Annotated in this window: 19 protein-coding genes; 18 read left to right on the top strand and 1 reads right to left on the bottom strand. The window is 70.3% G+C overall.

The window, feature by feature from the left end:
• Positions 1 to 5: 5 nt before the first annotated feature.
• The 13 genes from CP975_RS09095 to CP975_RS09030 all read left to right on the top strand — a co-directional run bounded on the left by CP975_RS09095 (position 6) and on the right by CP975_RS09030 (position 14,117).
• Positions 6 to 1,667 carry a UDP-N-acetylmuramoyl-L-alanyl-D-glutamate--2,6-diaminopimelate ligase gene (locus tag CP975_RS09095; protein WP_150476739.1) on the top strand — a complete coding sequence of 554 codons (1,662 nt, stop codon included), beginning with the start codon at positions 6 to 8 and terminating at the stop codon, positions 1,665 to 1,667.
• A 4-nt stretch (positions 1,668 to 1,671) separates the two neighbouring features.
• The gene (locus CP975_RS09090; protein WP_055528645.1) at positions 1,672 to 3,087 is read left to right on the top strand and encodes a UDP-N-acetylmuramoyl-tripeptide--D-alanyl-D-alanine ligase; all 1,416 of its coding nucleotides are present in this window, start codon (positions 1,672 to 1,674) and stop codon (positions 3,085 to 3,087) included.
• Positions 3,084 to 4,154 carry a phospho-N-acetylmuramoyl-pentapeptide-transferase gene (gene mraY, locus CP975_RS09085; protein WP_030783859.1) on the top strand — a complete coding sequence of 357 codons (1,071 nt, stop codon included), beginning with the start codon at positions 3,084 to 3,086 and terminating at the stop codon, positions 4,152 to 4,154. The genes CP975_RS09090 and mraY overlap by 4 nt, the downstream gene beginning before the upstream one ends.
• Positions 4,151 to 5,575 carry a UDP-N-acetylmuramoyl-L-alanine--D-glutamate ligase gene (gene murD / locus CP975_RS09080; protein ID WP_246201439.1) on the top strand — a complete coding sequence of 475 codons (1,425 nt, stop codon included), beginning with the start codon at positions 4,151 to 4,153 and terminating at the stop codon, positions 5,573 to 5,575. The genes mraY and murD overlap by 4 nt, the downstream gene beginning before the upstream one ends.
• A gap of 48 nt (positions 5,576 to 5,623) precedes the next feature.
• A complete protein-coding gene (gene ftsW / locus CP975_RS09075) occupies positions 5,624 to 6,934 on the top strand; it encodes a putative lipid II flippase FtsW (protein WP_055528647.1) in 1,311 nt (436 codons plus the stop codon).
• Positions 6,935 to 6,940: 6 nt separating this feature from the next.
• Positions 6,941 to 8,035, top strand: coding sequence for an undecaprenyldiphospho-muramoylpentapeptide beta-N-acetylglucosaminyltransferase (gene murG / locus CP975_RS09070; protein WP_055528648.1), 1,095 nt, complete (start codon positions 6,941 to 6,943; stop codon positions 8,033 to 8,035).
• 14 nt (positions 8,036 to 8,049) lie between these two features.
• The gene (locus CP975_RS09065; protein WP_055528671.1) at positions 8,050 to 8,841 is read left to right on the top strand and encodes a cell division protein FtsQ/DivIB; all 792 of its coding nucleotides are present in this window, start codon (positions 8,050 to 8,052) and stop codon (positions 8,839 to 8,841) included.
• A gap of 275 nt (positions 8,842 to 9,116) precedes the next feature.
• Positions 9,117 to 10,364 (top strand): cell division protein FtsZ, encoded by a 1,248-nt coding sequence (gene ftsZ / locus CP975_RS09055; protein WP_055528650.1) that lies wholly within the window; start codon positions 9,117 to 9,119, stop codon positions 10,362 to 10,364.
• A gap of 37 nt (positions 10,365 to 10,401) precedes the next feature.
• A complete protein-coding gene (gene pgeF / locus CP975_RS09050) occupies positions 10,402 to 11,112 on the top strand; it encodes a peptidoglycan editing factor PgeF (protein WP_167532676.1) in 711 nt (236 codons plus the stop codon).
• Positions 11,113 to 11,118: 6 nt separating this feature from the next.
• The gene (locus CP975_RS09045) at positions 11,119 to 11,838 is read left to right on the top strand and encodes a YggS family pyridoxal phosphate-dependent enzyme (RefSeq protein ID WP_030783878.1); all 720 of its coding nucleotides are present in this window, start codon (positions 11,119 to 11,121) and stop codon (positions 11,836 to 11,838) included.
• A 124-nt stretch (positions 11,839 to 11,962) separates the two neighbouring features.
• Positions 11,963 to 12,589 (top strand): cell division protein SepF, encoded by a 627-nt coding sequence (locus tag CP975_RS09040; protein ID WP_030783880.1) that lies wholly within the window; start codon positions 11,963 to 11,965, stop codon positions 12,587 to 12,589.
• Positions 12,590 to 12,670: 81 nt separating this feature from the next.
• Positions 12,671 to 12,955, top strand: coding sequence for a YggT family protein (locus CP975_RS09035; protein ID WP_055528652.1), 285 nt, complete (start codon positions 12,671 to 12,673; stop codon positions 12,953 to 12,955).
• Between the two features lie 55 nt (positions 12,956 to 13,010).
• Complete coding sequence (locus CP975_RS09030) at positions 13,011 to 14,117, top strand: DivIVA domain-containing protein (protein ID WP_030783887.1); 1,107 nt, start codon at positions 13,011 to 13,013, stop codon at positions 14,115 to 14,117.
• A gap of 171 nt (positions 14,118 to 14,288) precedes the next feature.
• On the opposite strand, the gene ileS is transcribed toward CP975_RS09030, so the two are convergent.
• Positions 14,289 to 17,435: an isoleucine--tRNA ligase gene (ileS, locus tag CP975_RS09025; protein WP_150476738.1), complete on the bottom strand. Its 3,147-nt coding sequence runs from the start codon at positions 17,433 to 17,435 to the stop codon at positions 14,289 to 14,291.
• Between the two features lie 593 nt (positions 17,436 to 18,028).
• Here ileS and CP975_RS09015 point away from each other — a divergent pair.
• The 5 genes from CP975_RS09015 (at position 18,029) to CP975_RS08995 (ending at position 23,062) form a co-directional block, all read left to right on the top strand.
• Positions 18,029 to 19,264 (top strand): TraR/DksA family transcriptional regulator, encoded by a 1,236-nt coding sequence (locus tag CP975_RS09015; protein ID WP_055528655.1) that lies wholly within the window; start codon positions 18,029 to 18,031, stop codon positions 19,262 to 19,264.
• Positions 19,265 to 19,342: 78 nt separating this feature from the next.
• Positions 19,343 to 19,936 carry a signal peptidase II gene (lspA, locus tag CP975_RS09010; RefSeq protein WP_030783896.1) on the top strand — a complete coding sequence of 198 codons (594 nt, stop codon included), beginning with the start codon at positions 19,343 to 19,345 and terminating at the stop codon, positions 19,934 to 19,936.
• A gap of 62 nt (positions 19,937 to 19,998) precedes the next feature.
• Positions 19,999 to 20,940: an RluA family pseudouridine synthase gene (locus tag CP975_RS09005; RefSeq protein ID WP_030783904.1), complete on the top strand. Its 942-nt coding sequence runs from the start codon at positions 19,999 to 20,001 to the stop codon at positions 20,938 to 20,940.
• Positions 20,937 to 21,404: a GNAT family N-acetyltransferase gene (locus CP975_RS09000; RefSeq protein WP_055528656.1), complete on the top strand. Its 468-nt coding sequence runs from the start codon at positions 20,937 to 20,939 to the stop codon at positions 21,402 to 21,404. Before CP975_RS09005 ends, CP975_RS09000 begins: the two co-directional genes overlap by 4 nt.
• 71 nt (positions 21,405 to 21,475) lie before the next feature.
• Entirely contained in the window at positions 21,476 to 23,062 is a 1,587-nt protein-coding gene (locus CP975_RS08995) for a Na+/H+ antiporter (RefSeq protein ID WP_055528657.1), read from the top strand.
• Positions 23,063 to 23,075: the final 13 nt, after the last annotated feature.

The following is a 23,075-nucleotide window of genomic DNA, read 5'->3' as shown; positions in this document are numbered from 1 at the left end:
CGCCCGTGACAACGATCACCCCCGGCCCGGGGAACCACCCCTCGCCACACCGCCCGCTTCGCCCCGAGAGGGGTACGCCCGGTACGCTCACCGCCGTGCCACACGCTGATCAGTCCCAAACCACCCAGAAGGGCGCTCCCGTGACATATCCGGGACCGCCGCGGCCGGAACAGGTCTTCGCGGCCTCACTGACGGAGCTCGCGGGCCAGCTGGACGTCGCGGTCGAGGCAGACGCGGCCAGCACGGAGATCACGGGCATCACGCACGACTCCCGCGCGGTGCGCCCCGGTGACATCTACGCCGCGCTGCCCGGCGCCCGGATGCACGGCGCCGACTTCGTCGCGCAGGCCGCCGACCTCGGCGCCGCGGCGATCCTCACCGACCCGACCGGCGCCGAGCGCGCGGCCGCGACCGGCCTCCCGGTCCTGGTCGTCGAAAGCCCGCGCGACGAGATGGGCGAACTCGCGGCGACGGTCTACGGCCACCCGGGCCGCGACCTCCTACAGATCGGCATCACCGGCACGTCCGGCAAGACCACGACCGCGTACCTCGTCGAGGGCGGCCTCAAGGGCCTGCGCGCGACCGGCCTCATCGGCACGGTCGAGATGCGCATCGGCGAGACGCGCATCAAGTCGGAACGCACGACCCCCGAAGCCACCGACCTCCAGGCCCTGTTCGCGGTGATGCGCGAGCGCGGCGTCGAGGCGGTCGCCATGGAGGTCTCCAGCCACGCCCTGGTGCTCGGGCGGGTGGACGGCTGCGTCTTCGACGTCGCCGTCTTCAACAACCTCAGCCCGGAGCACATGGAGTTCCACTCCGGCATGGAGGACTACTTCCAGGCCAAGGCGCAGCTGTTCACCAAGCGGCGCTCGCGGCTCGGCGTGGTCAACTTCGACGACGAGTACGGGCGTCGGCTCATCACCGAGTCCGAGGTGCCCGTCATCACCTTCTCCGCCGAGGGGCACCCGGACGCCGACTGGCGCGCCGAGGACGTCGTGGTCGGGCCGCTCGACTCGACGTTCGTCGCCGTCGGCCCCAAGGGCGAGCGGATCACCGCCAAGTCGCCGCTGGCCGGGCCCTTCAACGTCGCCAACACCCTCGCCGCGATCGTCTCGCTGGCCGCCGCGGGCATCGACCCGCAGCAGGCCGCCGACGGCATCGCCGCGGTGCCCGGTGTGCCGGGCCGCCTGGAGCGCGTCGACGCGGGCCAGCCCTACCTCGCGGTCGTCGACTACGCCCACAAGACGGACGCCGTCGAATCGGTCCTGCGCGCGCTGCGCAAGGTCACCGAGGGCAAGCTGCACATCGTGCTCGGCTGCGGCGGCGACCGCGACAAGACCAAGCGGATGCCGATGGGCGCGGCCGCGGCCCGCCTCGCCGACACCGCCGTACTGACCTCCGACAACCCCCGTGGCGAGGACCCCCTCGCGATCCTCGCCACGATGCTCGCCGGCGCCGCCGAGGTGCCGATCCACGAGCGCGGCGACGTCGCCGTGTTCGAGGACCGTGCCGCCGCCATCCGCGCGGCCGTCGTCCGCGCGGAACCGGGCGACACCGTCCTGGTCGCGGGCAAGGGCCACGAGCAGGGACAGGACATCGCCGGGGTGGTGCGTCCCTTCGACGACCGCCAGGTGCTTCGCGAAGCTATCCAGCAAACCCAGGGATGAAGTTGTGATCGCCCTCTCCCTCGCCGAGATCGCCACCGTCGTCGGCGGGCAGACGTACGACATACCGGATCCGGCCATCCAGGTCACCGGACCCGTCGTCCGGGACTCCCGTGAGGTGGAGCCCGGCAGCCTCTTCGTCGCCTTCGTCGGCGAGCGCGTCGACGGCCACGACTACGCGGCGGACGTCGTCGCGGCGGGTGCCGCGGCCGTCCTCGCGTCGCGGCCCGTCGGGGTGCCCGCCATCGTCGTCGACGACGTACAGGCGGCGCTCGGCGCCCTTGCACGGCACGTCGTCGAGCGCCTCGGCGCCACGTTGGTGGCACTGACCGGCTCGGTCGGCAAGACCAGCTCCAAGGACCTGCTCGCCCAGGTGCTGCGCCGCAAGGCGCCCACGGTCTTCACGCCGGGCTCCCTCAACAACGAGATCGGCCTGCCGCTGACCGCGCTCAGCGCCACCGACGACACGAGGTTCCTCGTCCTGGAGATGGGGGCGCGCGGAATCGGCCATATCCGGTACCTCGCCGGGCTCACGCCGCCGAAGATCGGCCTCGTCCTGAACGTCGGCACCGCCCACATCGGCGAGTTCGGCGGCCGCGAGCAGATCGCACAAGCGAAGGGCGAGCTGGTCGAGGCGCTGCCCGAGGACGGCGCCGCGGTCCTCAACGCCGACGACCCGCTCGTACGCGCCATGGCGTCGCGTACGAAGGCGCGCGTGCTGCTCTTCGGAGAGGCCGAGGACGCCGACGTACGTGCCGAGAATGTCCGTCTCACGAAGAACGGACAGCCTGCTTTTACGCTGCACACACCCTCCGGGTGCAGCGACGTGACCTTGCGGCTGTACGGTGAGCACCACGTGTCGAACGCGCTTGCCGCGGCCGCCGTCGCCCATGAGCTGGGCATGTCCGTCGACGAGATCGCCCTCGCGCTCTCCGAGGCGGGCACGCTGTCCCGCTGGCGGATGGAGGTCACCGAGCGCCCGGACGGTGTGACGGTCGTCAACGACGCCTACAACGCGAACCCCGAGTCCATGCGAGCCGCTCTGCGCGCGCTCGCGGCCATGGGCAAGGGGCGCAGGACGTGGGCGGTGCTCGGTCAGATGGCCGAGCTGGGGGACGAGAGTCTCACCGAGCACGACGCGGTCGGACGCCTTGCCGTCCGGCTCAACGTGAGCAAGCTCGTGGCAGTCGGGGGCAGGGAAGCGTCCTGGCTCCAACTGGGCGCATACAACGAGGGTTCGTGGGGTGAGGAGTCGGTGCACGTGTCCGACGCACAGGCGGCGATCGACCTGCTGCGCAGCGAGCTGCGCGCGGGAGACGTCGTACTGGTGAAGGCGTCCAGATCGGTCGGTCTCGAGCGGGTCGCCACGGCGCTGCTCGACGACGCCGCGGTGTCTTCTGAGGGGCAGGTCTCCGGCCGATGAGGCAGATCCTCTTCGCGGGTGTGATCGGGCTCTTCCTGACCCTGGTCGGCACCCCGCTGCTGATCAAACTCCTGGCCCGCAAGGGTTACGGCCAGTTCATCCGGGACGACGGCCCGCGCGAGCACCACAGCAAGCGCGGTACGCCGACCATGGGTGGCATCGCGTTCATCCTGGCCACGCTCATCGCCTACTTCCTCACGAAGATCATCACGGGCACGGAGACCACGCTCTCCGGTCTGCTGGTGCTCTTCCTGATGGCGGGCATGGGCCTCGTCGGCTTCCTCGACGACTACATCAAGATCGTCAAGCAGCGTTCGCTCGGTCTGCGCGCCAAGGCGAAGATGGCCGGCCAGCTGATCGTCGGCATCGGCTTCGCCGTGCTCGCGCTGAACTGGCCGGACAACCGCAACCAGACGCCGGCCTCCACCAAGCTGTCGTTCGTCACGGACTTCGGCTGGTCGATCGGCCCGGTCCTGTTCGTGGTGTGGGCGCTGTTCATGATCCTCGCGATGTCGAACGGCGTGAACCTCACGGACGGTCTGGACGGCCTCGCCACCGGCGCCTCCGTGATGGTCTTCGGCGCGTACACCTTCATCGGTGTCTGGCAGTACCAGGAGTCCTGCGCCAACGCGACGACGCTGACCAACCCCCAGGCGTGCTTCGAGGTCAGAGACCCGCTCGACCTCGCGGTCGTGGCGTCCGCCCTGATGGGTGCCTGCTTCGGCTTCCTGTGGTGGAACACCTCGCCCGCCAAGATCTTCATGGGTGACACCGGTTCGCTCGCCCTCGGCGGCGCGCTCGCGGGCCTCGCGATCTGCTCCCGCACGGAGCTGCTCCTCGCGCTGCTCGGCGGCCTCTTCGTGATGATCACCATGTCGGTCGTCATCCAGGTCGGCTCGTTCAAGCTGACCGGCAAGCGCGTCTTCCGCATGGCGCCACTCCAGCACCACTTCGAACTCAAGGGGTGGTCCGAGGTCCTTGTGGTGGTCCGCTTCTGGATCATCCAGGGCATGTGCGTGATCGTCGGCCTCGGTCTCTTCTACGCGGGATGGGCAGCCGAAAAGTGACCACTGCGCACGACTGGCAGGGCAAGAGCATCACCGTCGCCGGTCTCGGCGTGAGCGGCATCAGCGCCGCCCGCGCCCTGGCCGGCCTCGGCGCGTCGGTGACCGTGGTGGACGGCGGCTCCGGAGCGGCGCACGAGGAACGCGCCGCCTCGCTCCGGGGCGAGGGCATCGCCGTACGCCTGGGAGACGCTTCGAGCCTGCCGCCCGGCACGGACCTCGTCGTCACCTCGCCCGGCTGGAAGCCGTCGTCGCCGCTGTTCGCGGCGGCCGCGGAGGCGGGCGTGGACGTCATCGGCGACGTGGAGGTCGCCTGGCGGCTGCGCGGGCCCGACGCGGCGCCCTGGCTCGCCATCACCGGCACCAACGGCAAGACCACGACCACGCAGATGCTCGCCTCGATCCTGGAGGCGGCGGGCCTGCGCACGGTGGCCGTCGGCAACATCGGCACCCCGATCGTGGACGTCGTCCTGGAAGGCGACGACGCGTACGACGTACTGGCCGTCGAACTGTCCTCGTACCAGCTGCACTGGGCGCCCTCCCTGCGCGCCCACTCCGCGGCGGTCCTGAACCTCGCGCCCGACCACCTCGACTGGCACGGCTCCATGGAGGCGTACGCCGCCGACAAGGGACGTATCTACGAGGGCAACCACATCGCCTGCGTCTACAACGTGGCCGACGGGGCGACCGAGGAACTGGTCCGCGAGGCCGACGTGGAAGAGGGCTGCCGCGCCATCGGTTTCACGCTGAACGCGCCCGCGCCCTCGCAACTGGGCGTCGTGGACGGCATCCTGGTCGACCGTGCGTTCGTGCCGGACCGCCAGAAGCAGGCCCAGGAGCTCGCCGAGATCTCCGACGTCAAGCCGCCCGCGCCGCACAACATCGCCAACGCGCTGGCCGCGGCGGCCCTCGCGCGCGCCTTCGGGGTCCCGGCGACGGCCGTACGCGACGGCCTGCGCGCCTTCCGCCCGGACGCCCACCGCATCGAGCACGTCGCCGAGGTCGCCGAGGTCGCCTACATCGACGACTCCAAGGCCACCAACACCCACGCGGCACAGGCCTCGTTGGCGGCGTACGAGTCGATCGTCTGGATCGCCGGCGGACTCGCCAAGGGCGCCACCTTCGACGAACTCGTCACGGGTGCCGCCAAGCGGCTGCGCGGCGTCGTCCTCATCGGCGCCGACCGCGCGCTGATCCGTGAAGCCCTCGCGCGACACGCCCCCGAGGTCCCGGTCGTCGACCTCGACCGGACCGACACTGGGGCGATGTCCGAGGCGGTACGGCGGGCGGCGGAGCTGGCTCAGCCGGGGGACACCGTGCTGATGGCCCCGGCCTGTGCGTCGATGGACATGTTCACCAACTACAACAAGCGTGGGGAAGCCTTCGCGGACGCCGTCCGCGAACTCGGCTCCACGCGCGCCTGACCGGGTCTTCCGCCCGGCAGGCGCCGGGCACACCCTTGGGAGGGGAACGTGGCCAGGTCTTCCGTGCGGGTCCCCAGACGACCGGCTCCGGTACGCGCCAGAGGTACCTCCCACCCTCCGGGCGAGAGCGGACTGCGGCGGCTGCGCACCAGGGTCCGCAAGGCCTGGGACCGGCCGCTCACGGCGTATTACCTGATCTTCGGCAGCAGCCTGCTGATCACCGTGCTCGGCCTCGTGATGGTCTACTCCGCGTCGATGATCCAGGCGCTCCAGCTGGACCTGCCCGCCTCGTACTTCTTCCGCAAGCAGTTCGTCGCCGCCGTGCTCGGCACGGTCCTGCTGCTCCTCGCGATGCGGATGCCCGTCAAACTCCACCGGGCGCTCGCCTACCCGATGCTCGCGGTGACCGTCTTCCTCATGGTCCTCGTCCAGATCCCGGGGATAGGGCGCAGCGTCAACGGCAACCAGAACTGGATCTACCTGGGCGGTCCGTTCCAGCTCCAGCCCAGCGAGTTCGGCAAGCTCGCCCTGGTCCTGTGGGGCGCCGATCTGCTCGCCCGTAAACACGACAAGCGGCTTCTGACCCAGTGGAAACACATGCTGGTGCCGCTCGTCCCGGTCGCCTTCATGCTGCTCGGGCTCATCATGCTCGGCGGCGACATGGGCACCGCGATCATTCTCACCGCGATCCTCTTCGGCCTGCTGTGGCTCGCCGGCGCGCCCACCCGGCTCTTCGCGGGCGTGCTCGGCATCGCGGCCCTGCTCGGTGTGATCCTCATCAAGACGAGCCCCAACCGCATGGCGAGGCTCGCCTGCATCGGCGCCACCGATCCGGGCCCCGGCGACCAGTGCTGGCAGGCCGTACACGGCATCTACGCCCTGGCCTCCGGCGGATTCTTCGGTTCCGGACTGGGCGCCAGTGTGGAAAAATGGGGTCAACTGCCGGAACCGCACACCGACTTCATCTTCGCCATCACCGGGGAGGAACTCGGTCTGGCGGGGACACTGTCGGTGCTCGCCCTCTTCGCGGCTCTAGGCTATGCGGGTATCCGCGTGGCCGGACGCACGGAGGACCCCTTCGTGAGGTATGCCGCGGGAGGCGTGACCACCTGGATCACGGCCCAGGCCGTGATCAATGTCGGTGCGGTGCTCGGTCTGCTGCCGATCGCCGGAGTCCCGCTCCCGCTGTTCTCCTACGGGGGTTCGGCCCTGCTGCCGACCATGTTCGCCATCGGGCTCCTCATCGCCTTCGCGCGATCGGACCCCGCTGCGAAGGCGGCCCTGGCCATGCGGCAACCTCGGGTGAGATGGAACACGATGCGACGGCGCGCCAAGGCGCGTTCGTCCGGAGAGCGGTGAATTTCGGTGCATGTCGTACTCGCCGGTGGGGGGACCGCCGGCCACATCGAGCCCGCGCTCGCCCTCGCGGACGCCCTGCGGAGGCAGGACCCGACCGTGGGCATCACGGCCCTGGGCACGGAGCGCGGACTCGAGACCCGGCTCGTACCCGAGCGGGGCTACGAACTCGCGCTGATCCCGGCCGTCCCGCTGCCACGCAAGCCCACCCCTGAACTGATCACCGTCCCGGGGCGGCTGCGCGGCACCATCAAGGCGGCCGAGCAGATCCTGGAGCGCACCAAGGCGGACTGTGTCGTCGGCTTCGGCGGCTACGTCGCCCTGCCCGGCTATCTCGCGGCCAAGCGGGCCGGGGTGCCGATCGTCGTGCACGAGGCCAACGCGCGCCCCGGACTCGCCAACAAGATCGGTTCGCGGTACGCCCACGGGGTGGCCGTCGCCACCCCCGACAGCAAGCTGCGCAACTCCCGCTACATCGGCATCCCGCTGCGCCACACGATCGCCACGCTCGACCGGGCCCGGGTCCGCCCGGAGGCGCGCGCCGCCTTCGGCCTCGACCCCAACCTGCCGACGCTGCTGGTCTCCGGCGGCTCCCAGGGCGCCCGGCGGCTCAACGAGGTGGTCCAGCAGGTCGCGCCGGTGCTCCAGCGCGCGGGCATCCAGATCCTGCACGCGGTCGGACCCAAGAACGAATTGCCGCATGTGCAGCAGATGCCGGGAATGCCCCCGTACATCCCGGTACCGTACGTGGACCGGATGGACCTCGCGTACGCCGCTGCCGACATGATGCTCTGCCGCGCGGGCGCGATGACCGTCGCCGAACTCTCCGCCGTCGGGCTCCCCGCCGCCTACGTCCCGCTGCCGATCGGCAACGGCGAACAGCGGCTGAACGCCCAGCCGGTGGTCAAGGCGGGCGGTGGACTGCTGGTCGACGACGCGGAACTGACGCCCGAGTGGGTCCAGGGCAACGTCCTGCCCGTCCTGGCGGATCCGCACCGGTTGTACGAGATGTCCCGCGCCGCCTCGGAGTTCGGCCGCAGGGACGCCGACGAGCTGCTCGTCGGCATGGTGTACGAGGCGATTGCGTCACGCCGCAACGCGTGAGAAGGCAGGGGACCGTGGCCGGACCGACCACCGCCGAACGGCAGCAGAAGAAGTCCGGCCCGCCCCGCCCGCAGCGCACCCGCCGCGCCGGGCTGCCGCGTTCCCGCGCCCTGATCCTGGGCCTGGTCCTCGCCGCGCTCCTCGCGGCCGGGGGCGGCTGGGTGCTCTACGGCTCGCCGTGGCTGCGCCTGGAGAGCGTGCAGGCCTCCGGCACCCGGATACTGACGCCTCAAGCGGTCGTCGAAGCGGCGGAGGCCCCCCTCGGGGCACCGCTGATTTCGGTCGACACGGACGCTCTTGAGAGCCGACTGCGCTCGAAATTGCCCCGAATTGCCTCGGTTGAGGCCGTCCGGTCATGGCCGCACGGAATCGGGCTCAAAGTGACGGAACGCAAGCCGGTTCTCCTCATCGAAAAGGGCGAAAAGTTCGTCGAAGTGGACGCCGAGGGAGTGCGATTCGCCACGGTCGAGCACGCGCCCAAGGGTATCCCGCGGCTCGAATTGACGCCGGATCAGGAGAGCGGGGCGGCCAGCCTGCGCCGCTTCGGCACCGACCGGCTGCTGCGGGAAGCGGTGCGGGTCGCCGGTGACCTGCCCGAAGCCGTCGCCCGGGATACTCGGAGCGTCAAGGTCCGCTCGTACGACTCCATCTCGCTGGAGTTGAGCCATGGCCGTACGGTCGTCTGGGGCAGTGGCGAGAAGGGGCGTACGAAAGCCACTACCCTCACCGCGCTGATGAAAGCGGCCCCTGAGGCACGGCACTTCGATGTGAGCGTCCCCACGGCCCCTGCGTCATCTGGGAGTTGACGCGTATCTGTGCAGGCCAGCACCCTGGTTCGGCATCGCTACGGCTGATCACATAGGGTGAAAAGAAAAACGGGAGGTTCGGCGTGTTCGTTGAACGTGCGCCACTTGTCGACTTAGTGTCCTGTTCGGAAGAGTCCAGGGAACAGACACACTGGTAACCCTAAACTTCAGCGTTAGGGTTCGGGTCGGCGTTCGGACCGTCCCATTCGGCATCAGTCGCCGCTTCGCATCGATGCGATGCGGCGACACGTAACTCGAGGCGAGAGGCCTTCGACGTGGCAGCACCGCAGAACTACCTCGCAGTCATCAAAGTCATCGGTGTCGGCGGCGGTGGTGTCAATGCCATCAACCGGATGATCGAGGTCGGTCTCAAGGGCGTCGAGTTCATCGCCATCAACACCGACGCGCAAGCCCTGTTGATGAGCGACGCCGACGTCAAGCTCGACGTCGGCCGTGAACTCACCCGCGGCCTCGGCGCCGGCGCCAACCCGGCCGTCGGCCGCAAGGCCGCAGAGGACCACCGCGAGGAGATCGAGGAGGTCCTCAAGGGGGCCGACATGGTCTTCGTCACCGCCGGCGAGGGCGGTGGCACCGGCACCGGCGGCGCACCCGTCGTCGCCAACATCGCGCGCTCGCTCGGCGCCCTCACCATCGGCGTGGTCACCCGGCCGTTCACCTTCGAGGGCCGCCGCCGCGCCAACCAGGCCGAGGACGGCATCGCGGAGCTGCGCGAAGAGGTCGACACCCTCATCGTCATCCCCAACGACCGACTGCTGTCCATCTCGGACCGCCAGGTCTCCGTCCTCGACGCCTTCAAGTCGGCGGACCAGGTCCTGCTCTCCGGTGTCCAGGGCATCACCGACCTCATCACCACGCCCGGCCTGATCAACCTCGACTTCGCCGACGTCAAGTCGGTCATGTCCGAGGCCGGTTCGGCGCTCATGGGCATCGGCTCGGCCCGCGGCGACGACCGTGCGGTGGCGGCGGCCGAGATGGCGATCTCCTCGCCGCTCCTGGAGGCGTCCATCGACGGCGCCCGCGGTGTGCTGCTCTCCATCTCCGGCGGCTCGGACCTCGGCCTCTTCGAGATCAACGAAGCGGCCCAGCTGGTCAGCGAGGCCGCGCACCCCGAGGCCAACATCATCTTCGGCGCGGTCATCGACGACGCGCTCGGCGACGAGGTCAGAGTCACCGTCATCGCGGCCGGCTTCGACGGCGGGCAGCCGCCGTCCAAGCGGGACACCGTCCTCGGCTCGGCCGCCGGCTCCGGATCCGCCGCCAAGCGGGACGAGCCGACGCCGCCCCCGGCCGGGCCCTCGCGTCCCGCCGAACCGTCCCGCCCGGCCTTCAGCGGCCTCGGCAGCGTCACGACGCGTGACGAGCCCTCGACCCCGGAGCCCGCCGAGGCGGCCCCGGCGAGCGAGGCCCCGTCCACGTCCGCGACCCCGCCGCAGGTCCCGCCGGCCCGTCCGTACCAGGACAGCCAGGCCGAAGAGCTGGACGTGCCGGACTTCTTGAAGTGATACCGGACCTCTCGAAGTGATAAGCAAGCACAGCACCGTGAGCGGCGCGCACTTCGCCTTCACCGACAGGTGGGGCGGGGTGAGCGCCGTTCCGTACGAGGAGCTGAATCTCGGCGGCGCGGTCGGCGACGACGCCGACGCCGTCCGGGAGAACCGGACGCTGGCCGCCACGTCCCTCGGCGTCGACCCCGCCCGGGTCGTCTGGATGAACCAGGTGCACGGCCGCGATGTCGCCGTGGTCGACGGGCCCTGGGGCGCCGGGGCCGAGATCCCTTCCGTCGACGCGGTGGTGACCGCCCGCAGGGGCCTCGCCCTCGCCGTACTGACCGCCGACTGCACGCCCGTCCTGCTCGCCGATCCGGCCGCCGGGGTCGTGGCGGCGGCGCACGCCGGGCGCCCCGGGATGGTGGCGGGCGTCGTTCCTGCCGCCGTCGAGGCCATGGTGAAGCTCGGCGCGGAGCCGGGGCGCATCACCGCCCGCACCGGTCCCGCCGTCTGCGGGCGTTGTTACGAAGTGCCGGGGGCGATGCGCGACGACGTGGCCGCCGTCGAGCCCGCGGCGTACGCCGAGACGAGCTGGGGTACGCCGGCGGTCGACGTGACCGCGGGGGTGCACGCACAGCTGGAGCGGCTCGGGGTGCGCGACCGGGAGCAGTCGCCGGTGTGCACGCTGGAATCCGCTGACCACTTCTCGTACCGCCGCGACCGCACGACCGGTCGCCTCGCGGGCTATGTCTGGCTGGACTGATAACGCATGACGGACCGTAGGACCGAACTCGCGGCGAATCTCTCGAAGGTCGAGGAGCGCATCGCCGCCGCCTGCGACGCGGCCGGGCGCAAGCGGGAAGAAGTGACCCTGATCGTGGTCACCAAGACCTATCCGGCGAGCGATGTGCGCATCCTGTCGGAACTCGGCGTGCGCCACGTCGCGGAGAACCGCGACCAGGACGCGGCACCTAAGGCCGCCGCGTGCGCGGATCTCCCCCTCACCTGGCACTTTGTCGGTCAGTTGCAGACCAACAAGGTCCGTTCCGTGGTCAGTTATGCCGATCTGGTGCAGTCCGTGGACCGGCCCAAGCTCGTCACGGCCCTCTCGACGGCCGCGGTGCGCGCGGAGCGGGAGCTGGGCTGCCTGATCCAGGTCGCGCTCGACGCCGAGGAGAACGGCCGGGGGGAGCGCGGCGGCGTGGGCCCGGGCGGAATCGAAGAGTTGGCCGACCTCGTCGCCGGGGCGCCCGGGCTGCGGCTCGACGGTCTGATGACCGTGGCCCCGCTCACCGGACCGTACGCGGGACGGCAACAGGCGGCGTTCGAGCGGTTGATGGAATTCGCAACCCTCATGCGCGCGACTCATCCGGCTGCGAACATGGTGTCAGCAGGGATGAGTGCGGACCTCGAACAGGCCGTTGCGGCCGGGGCGACACATGTGCGCGTCGGTACGGCGGTACTCGGAGTCCGACCCGGGCTCGGGTAACGTCGCCAAGAAGTCGGACCACAGCAGAAAATATGGTCATTCTCGCTGTTGGGCGGGGATACCTCGTGGATCGCGGGCAGTTGGTGACGACAGCCGATCCACCACAGAGCGGAGGACTCAGAGCATGGCCGGCGCGATGCGCAAGATGGCGGTCTACCTCGGCCTCGTGGAGGACGACGGGTACGACGGTCCGGGGTTCGACCCCGATGACGAGTTCGAACCCGAGCCGGAACCCGAGCGCGACCGCAGGCGGCACGAACCGCCGCACCAGTCCCATCAGTCCCAACGGGACGAATCGGTACGAGTGGTGCAGCCACCCGCCCCCCGTGAACCGGCGGCCCATTCCGCTTCGCTGGCCGCGGAATCCGGACGTCCGGCACGAATCGCCCCCGTGGCATCCATCACACCTGAACGCCAGAGCCTGGAGAAGAACGCACCGGTGATCATGCCCAAGGTCGTGTCCGAGCGGGAGCCCTACCGCATCACCACATTGCACCCGCGGACCTACAACGAGGCCCGTACCATCGGGGAACACTTCCGCGAGGGCACTCCGGTGATCATGAATCTGACCGAGATGGACGACACCGACGCGAAGCGACTTGTCGACTTTGCCGCCGGTCTGGTCTTCGGGCTGCATGGCAGCATTGAGCGAGTGACGCAGAAGGTGTTCCTGTTGTCGCCTGCTAACGTCGATGTAACGGCGGAGGACAAGGCTCGCATCGCAGAGGGCGGGTTCTTCAACCAGAGCTGAGACGCAGTAGATGAAGTAGTTGCCTTAGACGCAGTATCGGAACGACGCAGTACGAGTATCAGGGGAGAGGGAAGCGCGAACATGAGCGTGGTCTTGCAGGTGCTTTACATCGCGCTGATGTGCTTCCTCATCGTGCTGATCTTCCGGTTGGTCATGGACTACGTCTTCCAGTTCGCCCGCTCATGGCAACCCGGCAAGGCGATGGTGGTCGTTCTGGAGGCCACCTACACTGTCACTGATCCACCGCTCAAGCTTCTGCGGCGGTTCATTCCGCCGCTGCGTCTCGGGGGCGTGGCGCTCGACTTGTCCTTCTTCGTGCTGATGATCATCGTCTACATCCTGATCTCCGTCGTGAGCCGGCTGTGAGCGCGATGTCAACTACGTTCTTGCCGAATGCCGACGACTACGTTGAGGTGAAGAGATGCCGTTGACCCCCGAGGACGTGCGGAACAAGCAGTTCACGACCGTCCGCCTCCGAGAAGGCTATGACGAGGACGAGGTCGATGCCTTCCTCGATGAGGTCGAAGCCGAACTGACCCGCCTGCTCCGCGAGAACGAGGACCTGCGCGCCAAGCTGGCCGCCGCCACCCGCGCCGCTGCTCAGAACCAGCAGCAGGGCGGTATGCGCAAGGGTCCCGACGGCCCGCAGGACCAGCGCGGTCCCGGCGCCCCCGTGCCCGCCGCTATATCGGGTCCGCAGCCGGTCCCGCCGCAGCAGCAGATGGGTGGCCCGATGGGTGGCCCGCCGCAGCTGCCCGGTGGCGCTCCGCAGCTGCCCGCAGGTCCCAGCGGCCACGGTCAGGGACATGGCCAGCAGGGCGGTCCGCAGGGTCCCGGCCCGATGGGTCAGGGTCCCATGGGCGGCCCCATGGGCGGTCCCATGGGTGGCCACGGTCCGCAGATGCCGCAGCCCGGTCAGGGCCCCGGTGGCGACAGCGCCGCTCGCGTGCTGTCCCTCGCGCAGCAGACCGCCGACCAGGCGATCGCGGAGGCCCGTTCCGAGGCCAACAAGATCGTCGGCGAGGCCCGTTCGCGCGCCGAGGGTCTCGAGCGTGACGCCCGTGCCAAGGCCGACGCCCTGGAGCGGGACGCGCAGGAGAAGCACCGCGTCGCGATGGGCTCCCTGGAGTCCGCCCGCGCCACGCTGGAGCGCAAGGTCGAGGACCTGCGCGGCTTCGAGCGCGAGTACCGCACGCGTCTGAAGTCCTACCTGGAGTCGCAGCTGCGCCAGCTGGAGACCCAGGCCGACGACTCGCTGGCCCCGCCGCGCACTCCGGCCACCGCCTCGCTGCCGCCGTCCCCGGCGCCGTCGATGGCCCCGGCCGGCGCCGGTGCCCCGTCCTACGGCGGCAACCAGTCGATGGGTGGCGGAAACCAGCCGGGCAGCGGCCCGTCCTACGGCGGCCAGCAGCAGATGTCCCCGGCGATGACCCAGCCGATGGCGCCGGTGCGGCCGCAGGGCCAGCAGCCGATGCAGCAGGCTCCGTCGCCGATGCGTGGCTTCCTCATCGACGAGGACGACAACTGACGGGCGCGATCACGCCTTAGGCGTCGGCAGCGTTCAGGGCCGGGCCCCCAGAGTTTCTGGGGGCCCGGCCCTTTTGTGCGGGCGGTGTGCGGCTCCCTGGAGGTGGGGTGCAGACGCCGAAGGCCCGGTTCCGCCAGAGAGATCTGGCGGAACCGGGCCTTCGTACGAGCGTTACGCCTTGCGGAGGCGGAACGTCAGCTTCAGGGAGTCGTCGGTGAACGGCTGCCCGAAGGTGTCGTCCGCGTCACCCTCCGTGTAGGCGGTGGCGAGGACCTCGTCGGAGATGAGCCCGGCGTGCTCGGAGAGGGCCGTGGTCACCTCTGGGTCCGTGGAGGTCCAGCACAGGGCGATCCGGTCCGCGACGTCCAGGCCGCTGTTCTTGCGGGCTTCCTGGATCAGGCGGATCGCGTCACGGGCCAGGCCCGCCCGGCGCAGCTCCTCCGTGATCTCCAGGTCAAGGGCGACCGTGGCACCGGAGTCGGACGCCACCGACCAGCCCTCGCGCGGGGTCTCCGTGATGATGACCTCGTCCGGGGCGAGTGTCACCGTCTCGCCGTCGACCTCGACGGAGGCCGTCCCCTCGCGCAGGGCCAGGGACAGCGCGGCCGCGTCGGCGTCGGCGACGGCCTTGGCGACCGCCTGGACACCCTTGCCGAAGCGCTTGCCGAGGGCGCGGAAGTTCGCCTTGGCGGTGGTGTCGACCAGCGAGCCGCCGACCTCGGAGAGCGACGCCAGCGAGGAGACGTTCAGCTCCTCGGTGATCTGGGTGTGCAGCTCGGGGTTGAGCGACTCGAAGCCGGTCGCCGCGATGAGCGCGCGGGACAGCGGCTGACGCGTCTTGACGCCCGACTCCGCGCGCGTGGCACGGCCCAGCTCCACCAGGCGACGTACGAGGACCATCTGCCGGGACAGCTCCGGGTCGATCATCGACAGATCGGCTTCGGGCCAGGAGGAGAGGTGGACCGACTCCGGGGCGTCCGGGGTGACCGGGGCGATTAGGTCCTGCCAGACGCGCTCGGTGATGAACGGCGTCAGCGGGGCCATCAGGCGCGTGACCGTCTCGACGACCTCGTGCAGGGTGCGCAGGGCCGCCTTGTCGCCCTGCCAGAAGCGGCGGCGCGAGCGGCGTACGTACCAGTTGGAGAGGTTGTCGACGAAGACGGACAGGAGTTTGCCGGCGCGCTGGGTGTCGTAGCCCTCCAGGGCCTGCGTGACCTGGTCGGTCAGTGCGTGCAGCTCGCTGAGCAGCCAGCGGTCCAGGAGCGGGCGGTCCGCGGGCGCCGGGTCGGCGTCGCTGGGGGCCCACTTCGACGTACGGGCGTACAGGGCCTGGAAGGCGACCGTGTTCCAGTACGTGAGGAGGGTCTTGCGGACGACTTCCTGGATGGTGCCGTGGCCCACGCGGCGCGCCGCCCACGGGGAGCCGCCGGCGGCCATGAACCAGCGCACCGCGTCGGCGCCGTGCTGGTCCATGAGCGGGATGGGCTGGAGGATGTTGCCCAGGTGCTTGGACATCTTGCGGCCGTCCTCGGCGAGGATGTGGCCGAGGCAGACCACGTTCTCGTAGGACGACTTGTCGAAGACCAGGGTGCCCACGGCCATGAGCGTGTAGAACCAGCCGCGGGTCTGGTCGATGGCCTCCGAGATGAACTGCGCGGGGTAGCGGCTCTCGAAGAGTTCCTTGTTCTTGTACGGGTAGCCCCACTGCGCGAACGGCATCGAGCCCGAGTCGTACCAGGCGTCGATGACCTCGGGCACGCGCGTGGCCGTGGCGGCGCAGCCCTCCTGGGGGCACGTGAAGGTGATCTCGTCGATGAAGGGGCGGTGCGGGTCCAGGTCCGACTGGTCGGTGCCGGTCAGGTCGGACAGCTCCGCGCGTGAGCCGACGCAGGTGAGGTGGTCCTCCTCACAGCGCCAGATGGGCAGCGGGGTGCCCCAGTAGCGGTTGCGGGAGAGCGCCCAGTCGACGTTGTTGTTCAGCCAGTCGCCGAAGCGGCCGTGCTTGACCGAGTCCGGGAACCAGTTGGTCTTCTCGTTCTCCTGGAGGAGACGGTCCTTGAGGGCCGTGGTGCGGATGTACCAGGACGGCTGCGCGTAGTAGAGCAGTGCCGTGTGGCAGCGCCAGCAGTGCGGGTAGCTGTGCTCGTACGCGATGTGCTTGAAGAGCAGGCCGCGGTCTTCGAGGTCCTTGGTGAGGCTTTCGTCGGCCTTCTTGAAGAAGACACCGCCCACGAGCGGAAGGTCCTCTTCGAAGGTGCCGTCGGGGCGGACCGGGTTCACGACCGGGAGGCCGTAGGCGCGGCAGACCTTGAGGTCGTCCTCACCGAAGGCGGGGGACTGGTGGACGAGACCGGTGCCGTCCTCCGTCGTCACGTACTCGGCGTTCACGACGTAGTGCGCGGGTGCCGGGAACTCGACGAGGTCGAAGGGGCGTTGGTAGGTCCAGCGCTCCATCTCGGCGCCGGTGAAGGTCTCACCGGTCACCGTCCACTCCTCGCCGAGGGCCTTCTCGACGAGCGGCTGGGCCACGACCAGCTTCTCCGTGCCGTTCGTCGCGACGACGTAGGTGACGTCGGGGTGCGCGGCGACGGCGGTGTTGGAGACGAGGGTCCAGGGCGTCGTCGTCCAGACCAGGAGGGCGGCCTCGCCCGCGAGGGGGCCGGAGGTGAGCGGGAAGCGGACGTAGACGGACGGGTCGACGACCGTCTCGTAGCCCTGCGCCAGCTCGTGGTCCGAGAGGCCCGTGCCGCAGCGGGGACACCAGGGGGCGACGCGGTGGTCCTGGACGAGGAGGTCCTTGTTGAAGATCTCCTTGAGGGACCACCAGACGGAGTCGACGTACTCGGGGTCCATCGTGCGGTACGCGTCGTCGAGGTCGACCCAGTAGCCCATGCGGGTCGTCAGCTCGGCGAAGGCGTCGGTGTGGCGGGTGACGGACTCGCGGCACTTGGCGTTGAACTCGGAGATGCCGAACGCCTCGATGTCCTTCTTGCCGTTGAACCCCAGCTCCTTCTCGACCGCCAGCTCCACGGGGAGGCCGTGGCAGTCCCAGCCGGCCTTGCGGGCCACGTGGTAGCCCCGCATGGTGCGGAAGCGCGGGAAGACGTCCTTGAAGACGCGGGCCTCGATGTGGTGGGCGCCCGGCATGCCGTTGGCGGTGGGCGGGCCCTCGTAGAACACCCATTCGGGGCGGCCCTCGGACTGGTCGAGGCTCTTGGCGAAGATCTTCTGCTCGCGCCAGAAGTCGAGCACGGCGTGCTCAAGGGCGGGCAGGTCGACCTGGGCGGGCACCTGGCGGTACTGCGGCGGCGTATTCAACGAGCTCCTCCGGCGGATGTGCTGCGTTCCGTCGGAGGGACGAGAGCCGTGTGCGCCTGGTGCGGCGCGCTCCCGCGGTACCACCCTCCTTGGCTCTCCGGAACGGGGTCCGTGCCGGTGAGCCCCCTCATTGGGGTCGCGATACCGGGTCTACTCGCCTGTGCTTGAGGCTTCGGCTTTCTTCCGGCGGCTCCGGGGTGATCTTCACGTCGCGCTCGCCCCCGGGCTCTCACCGTCCCCGGGTCGCTCATGGCTGCGTACGCCGCTACTCGTCCCCATCCACGCTTCTCGCTGCCGCCCAGTGTACGGCGCCCGGGGTGGGACGGCCGACCGGTTTTCCGGGACTCCCGGTGGCCGCCGGGGCGGGGCGGGGAGTGACCCGAATGGCGAGAGGCGGGGTGAGCGGATCCGCCGCGCGCGTCGGCCGGCGGATTACCCGGCAGGGAGTTGGGCACAACGCTTGCAGACTCGCCGTGCGGGAGCCGCGGGGCGGGCGAATCGGGCGGCGTGCCCCGTTGCCGCGAGCCTGGAGTCGATTTATCGTCCCAGCACGATTCGCGTGCAAGATCACAATATGTGAAGGGGCCGCGGCCATGGTGGCGAAGAAGACCGCCGTACAGCAGTCGGCGTCCGGCAGATCCACCGGCGCGGGGGCGGCGTCCGAAGCAGAGGGGAAGGCGGCGGGGGAGAAGACCGCGGTGAAGAAGACGGTGGCGAAGAAGGCCGCCGCCAAGAAGGCTGCGGTGAAGAAGGCGGTCGCGAAGAAGGTCGCCGCGAAGAAGGCGGTGGCGAAGAAGGCCGTGATGGGGGAGCCGGTGCGGGCGGGGGCGGCCGCGTCACCGGAGGGCTCCGAGGCTCCGGTGGGGGAGGTTCCCGCGAAGAAGGCCCCGGCGAAGAAGGCCGCGGCGAAAAAGGCCGTCGCGAAGAAGGCCGTTGCCAAGAAGGCGACCGCGGCTGAGCAGGCGCCGGCGAAGAAGACCGCGTCCAAGAAGGCGGCGCCCCACAAGGCCGCGTCGAAGGAGAAGGCCGCTCACGAGGCGGAGCACGAGGGGGCGCCCCAGGCGGGCCCTGAGAGCGCTGCCAAGGAGAGGGCCGCCAAGGAAAGCGACGCCGAGGAGGGCGCCGCAAGGGAGAACGCGGTCGGGGAGAGCACGGCCCCCGAGAAGAGCACCGCAAAGAAGAGCACCGCAAAGAAGAGTGCCGCCTCGAAGCGCGCCGCCAAGAAGGCGGACGCGGAGAGCGCGGCAGGGCAGGGCACGCAGGGCACGCAGGGTACGGACAACGAGACGGTCGCGACCGCGGCCGAAGATGCGGCTGAGGCCGCGGAGACGACGGGAGCCACGACAGTGGTTGCGAAGAAGACTCCGGGCACGGCGACCGCAGCGGCGCAGCCGACGGCGGTGCCCAAGGCGCGTGCCGCCGCGGCGGAACCCGGTGAGCTGGCGGTCCGGCCGGGTGAGGACCCCTGGACTCCGGCAGAGGTCGAGGAGGCCCGTACGGAGCTACAGAGCGAGGCGCTGCGCCTCGGCAGCGAGATCTCGTCCTCCGAGGAGGCCCTGGCGGGGCTGATGCGGGACTCCGGTGACGGGGCGGGCGACGACGACGCGGACACCGGTACGAAGAACATCACGCGCGAGCACGAGATGGCGCTGGCCGCCAACGCGCGCGAGATGCTCCTCCAGACCGAGCGCGCCCTGGAACGCCTCGACGCGGGGACGTACGGCCTCTGTGAGAACTGCGGGAATCCGATCGGCAAGGCGCGGATGCAGGCCTTCCCGCGCGCGACCCTGTGCGTGGAGTGCAAGCAGAAGCAGGAACGACGCTCCTGAGCGCGGCCTGGACGCCTGGGCCCGTACGTGTGTGCCGTACCCTCGTCCCCAGTCAGGTACCTAGGTTGAGGGACTCACGTGGCAGAGGCGGAGCGCATCATCGGTACGCCGGAGAACCCTGAGGCGGTCGGGGGCGAGCCGGAGCGGCCCGGCGACGTCGTGGGCGAGGACGAGCAGCGGCCCAAGGGCAGGCGCAAGATCGCCGTGCTGTTCGCCGTGGCCGCCGTCGCGTACGCCTTCGACCTGGTCAGCAAGATGATCGTGGTCGCGAAGCTGGAGCATCACGACGCGATCGAGGTCTTCGGCGAGTGGCTCCGCTTCAACGCGATCCGCAACGCGGGCGCCGCGTTCGGGTTCGGCGAGGCCTTCACGATCATCTTCACGTGCATCGCCGCGGCGGTCATCGTGGTGATCGCCCGGCTCGCCCGCAAGCTCTACAGCCTGCCGTGGGCGATCGCGCTCGGCCTGCTCCTCGGCGGCGCGCTCGGCAATCTCACCGACCGGATCTTCCGCGCGCCCGGCGTCTTCGAGGGCGCGGTGGTCGACTTCATCGCTCCCAAGGGCTTCGCGGTCTTCAACCTCGCGGACTCGGCGATCGTCTGCGGCGGCATCCTGATCGTGCTGCTGTCCTTCAAGGGGCTCGACCCGGACGGCACGGTCCACAAGGACTGAGGCCGGGCCCGGCAGGAGACCTGTGGTCGGGGAGTGTCGGTGGGCTCCTGCATACTCAATGGGTGAGCACGATTCCCGAGATCCGTACCCTGCCCGTGCCGGACGGCCTGGAGGGCGAGCGCGTCGACGCCGCCATCTCTCGCATGTTCGGTTTCTCCCGCACGAAGGCCGCCGAGCTCGCCGCGGCGGGGAAGGTCTCGGTCGACGGCTCGGTGGTCGGCAAATCCGAGCGGGTGCACGGCGGCGCCTGGCTGGAAGTGGAGATGCCGCAGGCGCCCGCTCCGGTGCAGATCGTGGCCGAGCCCGTCGAGGGCATGGAGATCGTGCATGACGACGACGACATCGTCGTGATCGTCAAGCCGGTCGGCGTCGCCGCGCACCCGAGCCCGGGCTGGACCGGGACGACCGTGATCGGCGGCCTCGCCGCCGCCGGTTACCGCATCTCGACCTCCGGTGCCGCCGAGCGCCAGGGCATCGTGCACCGCCTGGACGTCGGCACCTCCGGCCTGATGGTGGTCGCCAAGTCCGAGCGTGCGTACACCTCGCTGAAGCGCCAGTTCAAGGAGCGCACGGTCGACAAGCGCTACAACGCGCTGGTGCAGGGCCACCCCGACCCGATGAGCGGCACGATCGACGCCCCCATCGGCCGCCACCCGAACCACGACTACAAGTGGGCGGTCACGGCCGAGGGCAAGCCCTCCGTCACGCACTACGACCTCATCGAGGCCTTCCGGGCCGCCTCCCTGCTCGACATCAAGCTGGAGACGGGGCGCACCCACCAGATCCGCGTCCACATGGCGGCCCACCGGCACCCCTGCGTGGGCGACCTGACGTACGGCGCGGACCCGACGCTCGGCAAGCGCCTCGGCCTGACGCGCCAGTGGCTGCACGCGGTCCGGCTCGGCTTCGAGCACCCGGGCGACGGACAGTGGGTGGAGTTCGAGAGCCAGTACCCCGAGGACCTCCAGCAGGCGCTCGACCGGGTGCGGGCGGAGAGCGCGTGACCGGTGTGACGATCCGGGTCGCGCGGGACCCGGAGGACCTCGCGGCCTGTTTCGCGGTCCGCAAGGACGTCTTCGTGGCCGAGCAGCAGGTGCCCGAAGAGCTTGAGTACGACGCGTACGACGCCGGGGCGGTGCACGTCCTGGCCGTGCGCGAGGACGGCGTGCCGCTGGGCACGGGCCGGCTCCTGACCGGCGCCGCGGCGGCCGCCAAGAACGGCGGGGACGCCGGCGTGGGCGCGCTCGGCCGGCTCGCGGTGACGGGGGCGGCCCGCGGCGCGGGCGTCGGGGCGGCCCTGGTCCGGGCCATAGAGGACGCGGCACGCGCGCGTGGCCTGACGGCCGTCGACCTGCACGCCCAGACGCACGCCCTGGGCTTCTACGAACGCCTGGGGTACGAGGCGTACGGCCCGGAGTTCCCGGACGCCGGGATTCCGCATCAGGCGATGCGCAAGGCGCTGCACTGACGCGGTGAGCGCCGCCGCGTGGCAGGGTTGAGTCTTGATCGTTGAAGTCTCGACCGCCCGGAGGGCGCACCGTGGATCAACTGGCGCTGCTGCTCGTCTTGTTGCTGGGGGCCGTGGTCACGGTGCCGTTGGGGGACCGGCTCGGGCTGCCCGCGCCCGTCCTGATGACGCTCGCGGGGATCGGCATGGCCCTGCTGCCGTTCGTGCCCAATGTCGAGATCCCGCCGGACTACATCCTTCCGCTGGTGCTGCCGCCGCTGCTCTACGCGTCCGTGCAGCGCACGTCGTGGCGGCAGTTCGCGGCCAACCGGCGGCCCATCTTCCTGCTCGCCGTAGCACTGGTGTTCGTGACGACGGCGGCGGTCGCCGCGATGGCCAACGCCATCGTCCCCGGGCTGCCGATCGCCGCGGCCGTGGCGCTCGGGGCGCTCGTCGCGCCGCCGGACCCGGTCGCCGCGACCGCCGTGGCGGGCTCGCTCGGGCTGCCCCGCAGACTCGTGTCGATCCTGGAGGGCGAGGGGCTCTTCAACGACGTCACGGCGATCGTGCTCTACCACGTGGCGATCGCGGCGGCGGTGAGCGGCACCTTCTCCTGGCCGTCCGCCGCGGGCCGTCTGGTGCTCTCCGCCGTGGTGGCCGTGCTCGTCGGGCTCGCGCTCGGCTGGCTGACGAACAAGCTGATGGGGCTGCTCGGCGACGCCATCCTCCAGACCGGCCTGACGCTGCTCGTGCCGTTCGTCAGCTATGTGCTGGCCGAGGAACTCCTCGGCTCCGGTGTGCTCGCCGTCCTCACCACCGCGCTCTACCTCGCGGAGAACGCGGTCGACGCCGACGACGTGCTCGGGCGCATCACCGGGCAGACCTTCTGGCAGATCGTCGACACCCTGGTGACCGGCGCCGCCTTCGGGCTCATCGGTCTCGAACTGCACAACGTGTTCGGCATCGCGAGCGGCCGTGAGTGGGAGATGTTCGGCTGGGGCGCGGCGGTCGTCGGCGTCGTCGTCGGCGGGCGGCTGCTGTGGCTGCTGCCCGCGACCTGGCTCGCCAAGCGGCTGCACAAGCGCCGGGACTACGACGAGGAGATCCCGACGACCTGGCGCGAGACCGTCGTCATGTGGTGGGCCGGTATGCGCGGCGTGGCCTCCGTGGCGCTCGCGCTCGCCATCCCGCTCAAGACCGACGACGGGGCTCCGTTCCCGGCCCGTGACGAGATCATCTTCATCGCGTTCTGCGTGATCATGGCGACGCTGGTCGTTCAGGGACTCACGCTGCCCTGGCTGGTGCGGAAGCTCGGGGTGCGCGCCGACACCGACGCGGAGCGGGAGCTGGAGCGGGCGCTCGCCGTACGCGCCGCCAAGGCCGCCAAGCGCCGCCTCAAGGAGATCGAGGCGGTCGAGGAGCTTCCGGAGGAGGTCTCCGAGCGGCTGCTGCGCGGCGCGTTCGACATCGGGGCCAGGATCAGCCCGGACGTGGTCGACGAGGAGCGGCGCGAGCGGTACGCCAAGCGCGTGGACCGGATGAAGGCCGTCCAGCGCATCCAGCGCGAGATGATGTCGGCCGCGCGCCATGAGGTCCTCGCGGCGCGCAGCGAGCCCGGCGCCGACCCGGAGGTCGTCGACCGGGTGCTGCATCACCTCGACGTACGCAGCCTGCGCTGACCCCGGGCCCGGT

Origin of the sequence: Streptomyces alboniger (assembly GCF_008704395.1) — a bacterium.
GTDB classification, from domain to species: domain Bacteria; phylum Actinomycetota; class Actinomycetes; order Streptomycetales; family Streptomycetaceae; genus Streptomyces; species Streptomyces alboniger.
The sequence above is the reverse complement of the archived record's forward strand: the minus strand, read 5'-3'. Positions and strand labels throughout refer to the sequence as shown.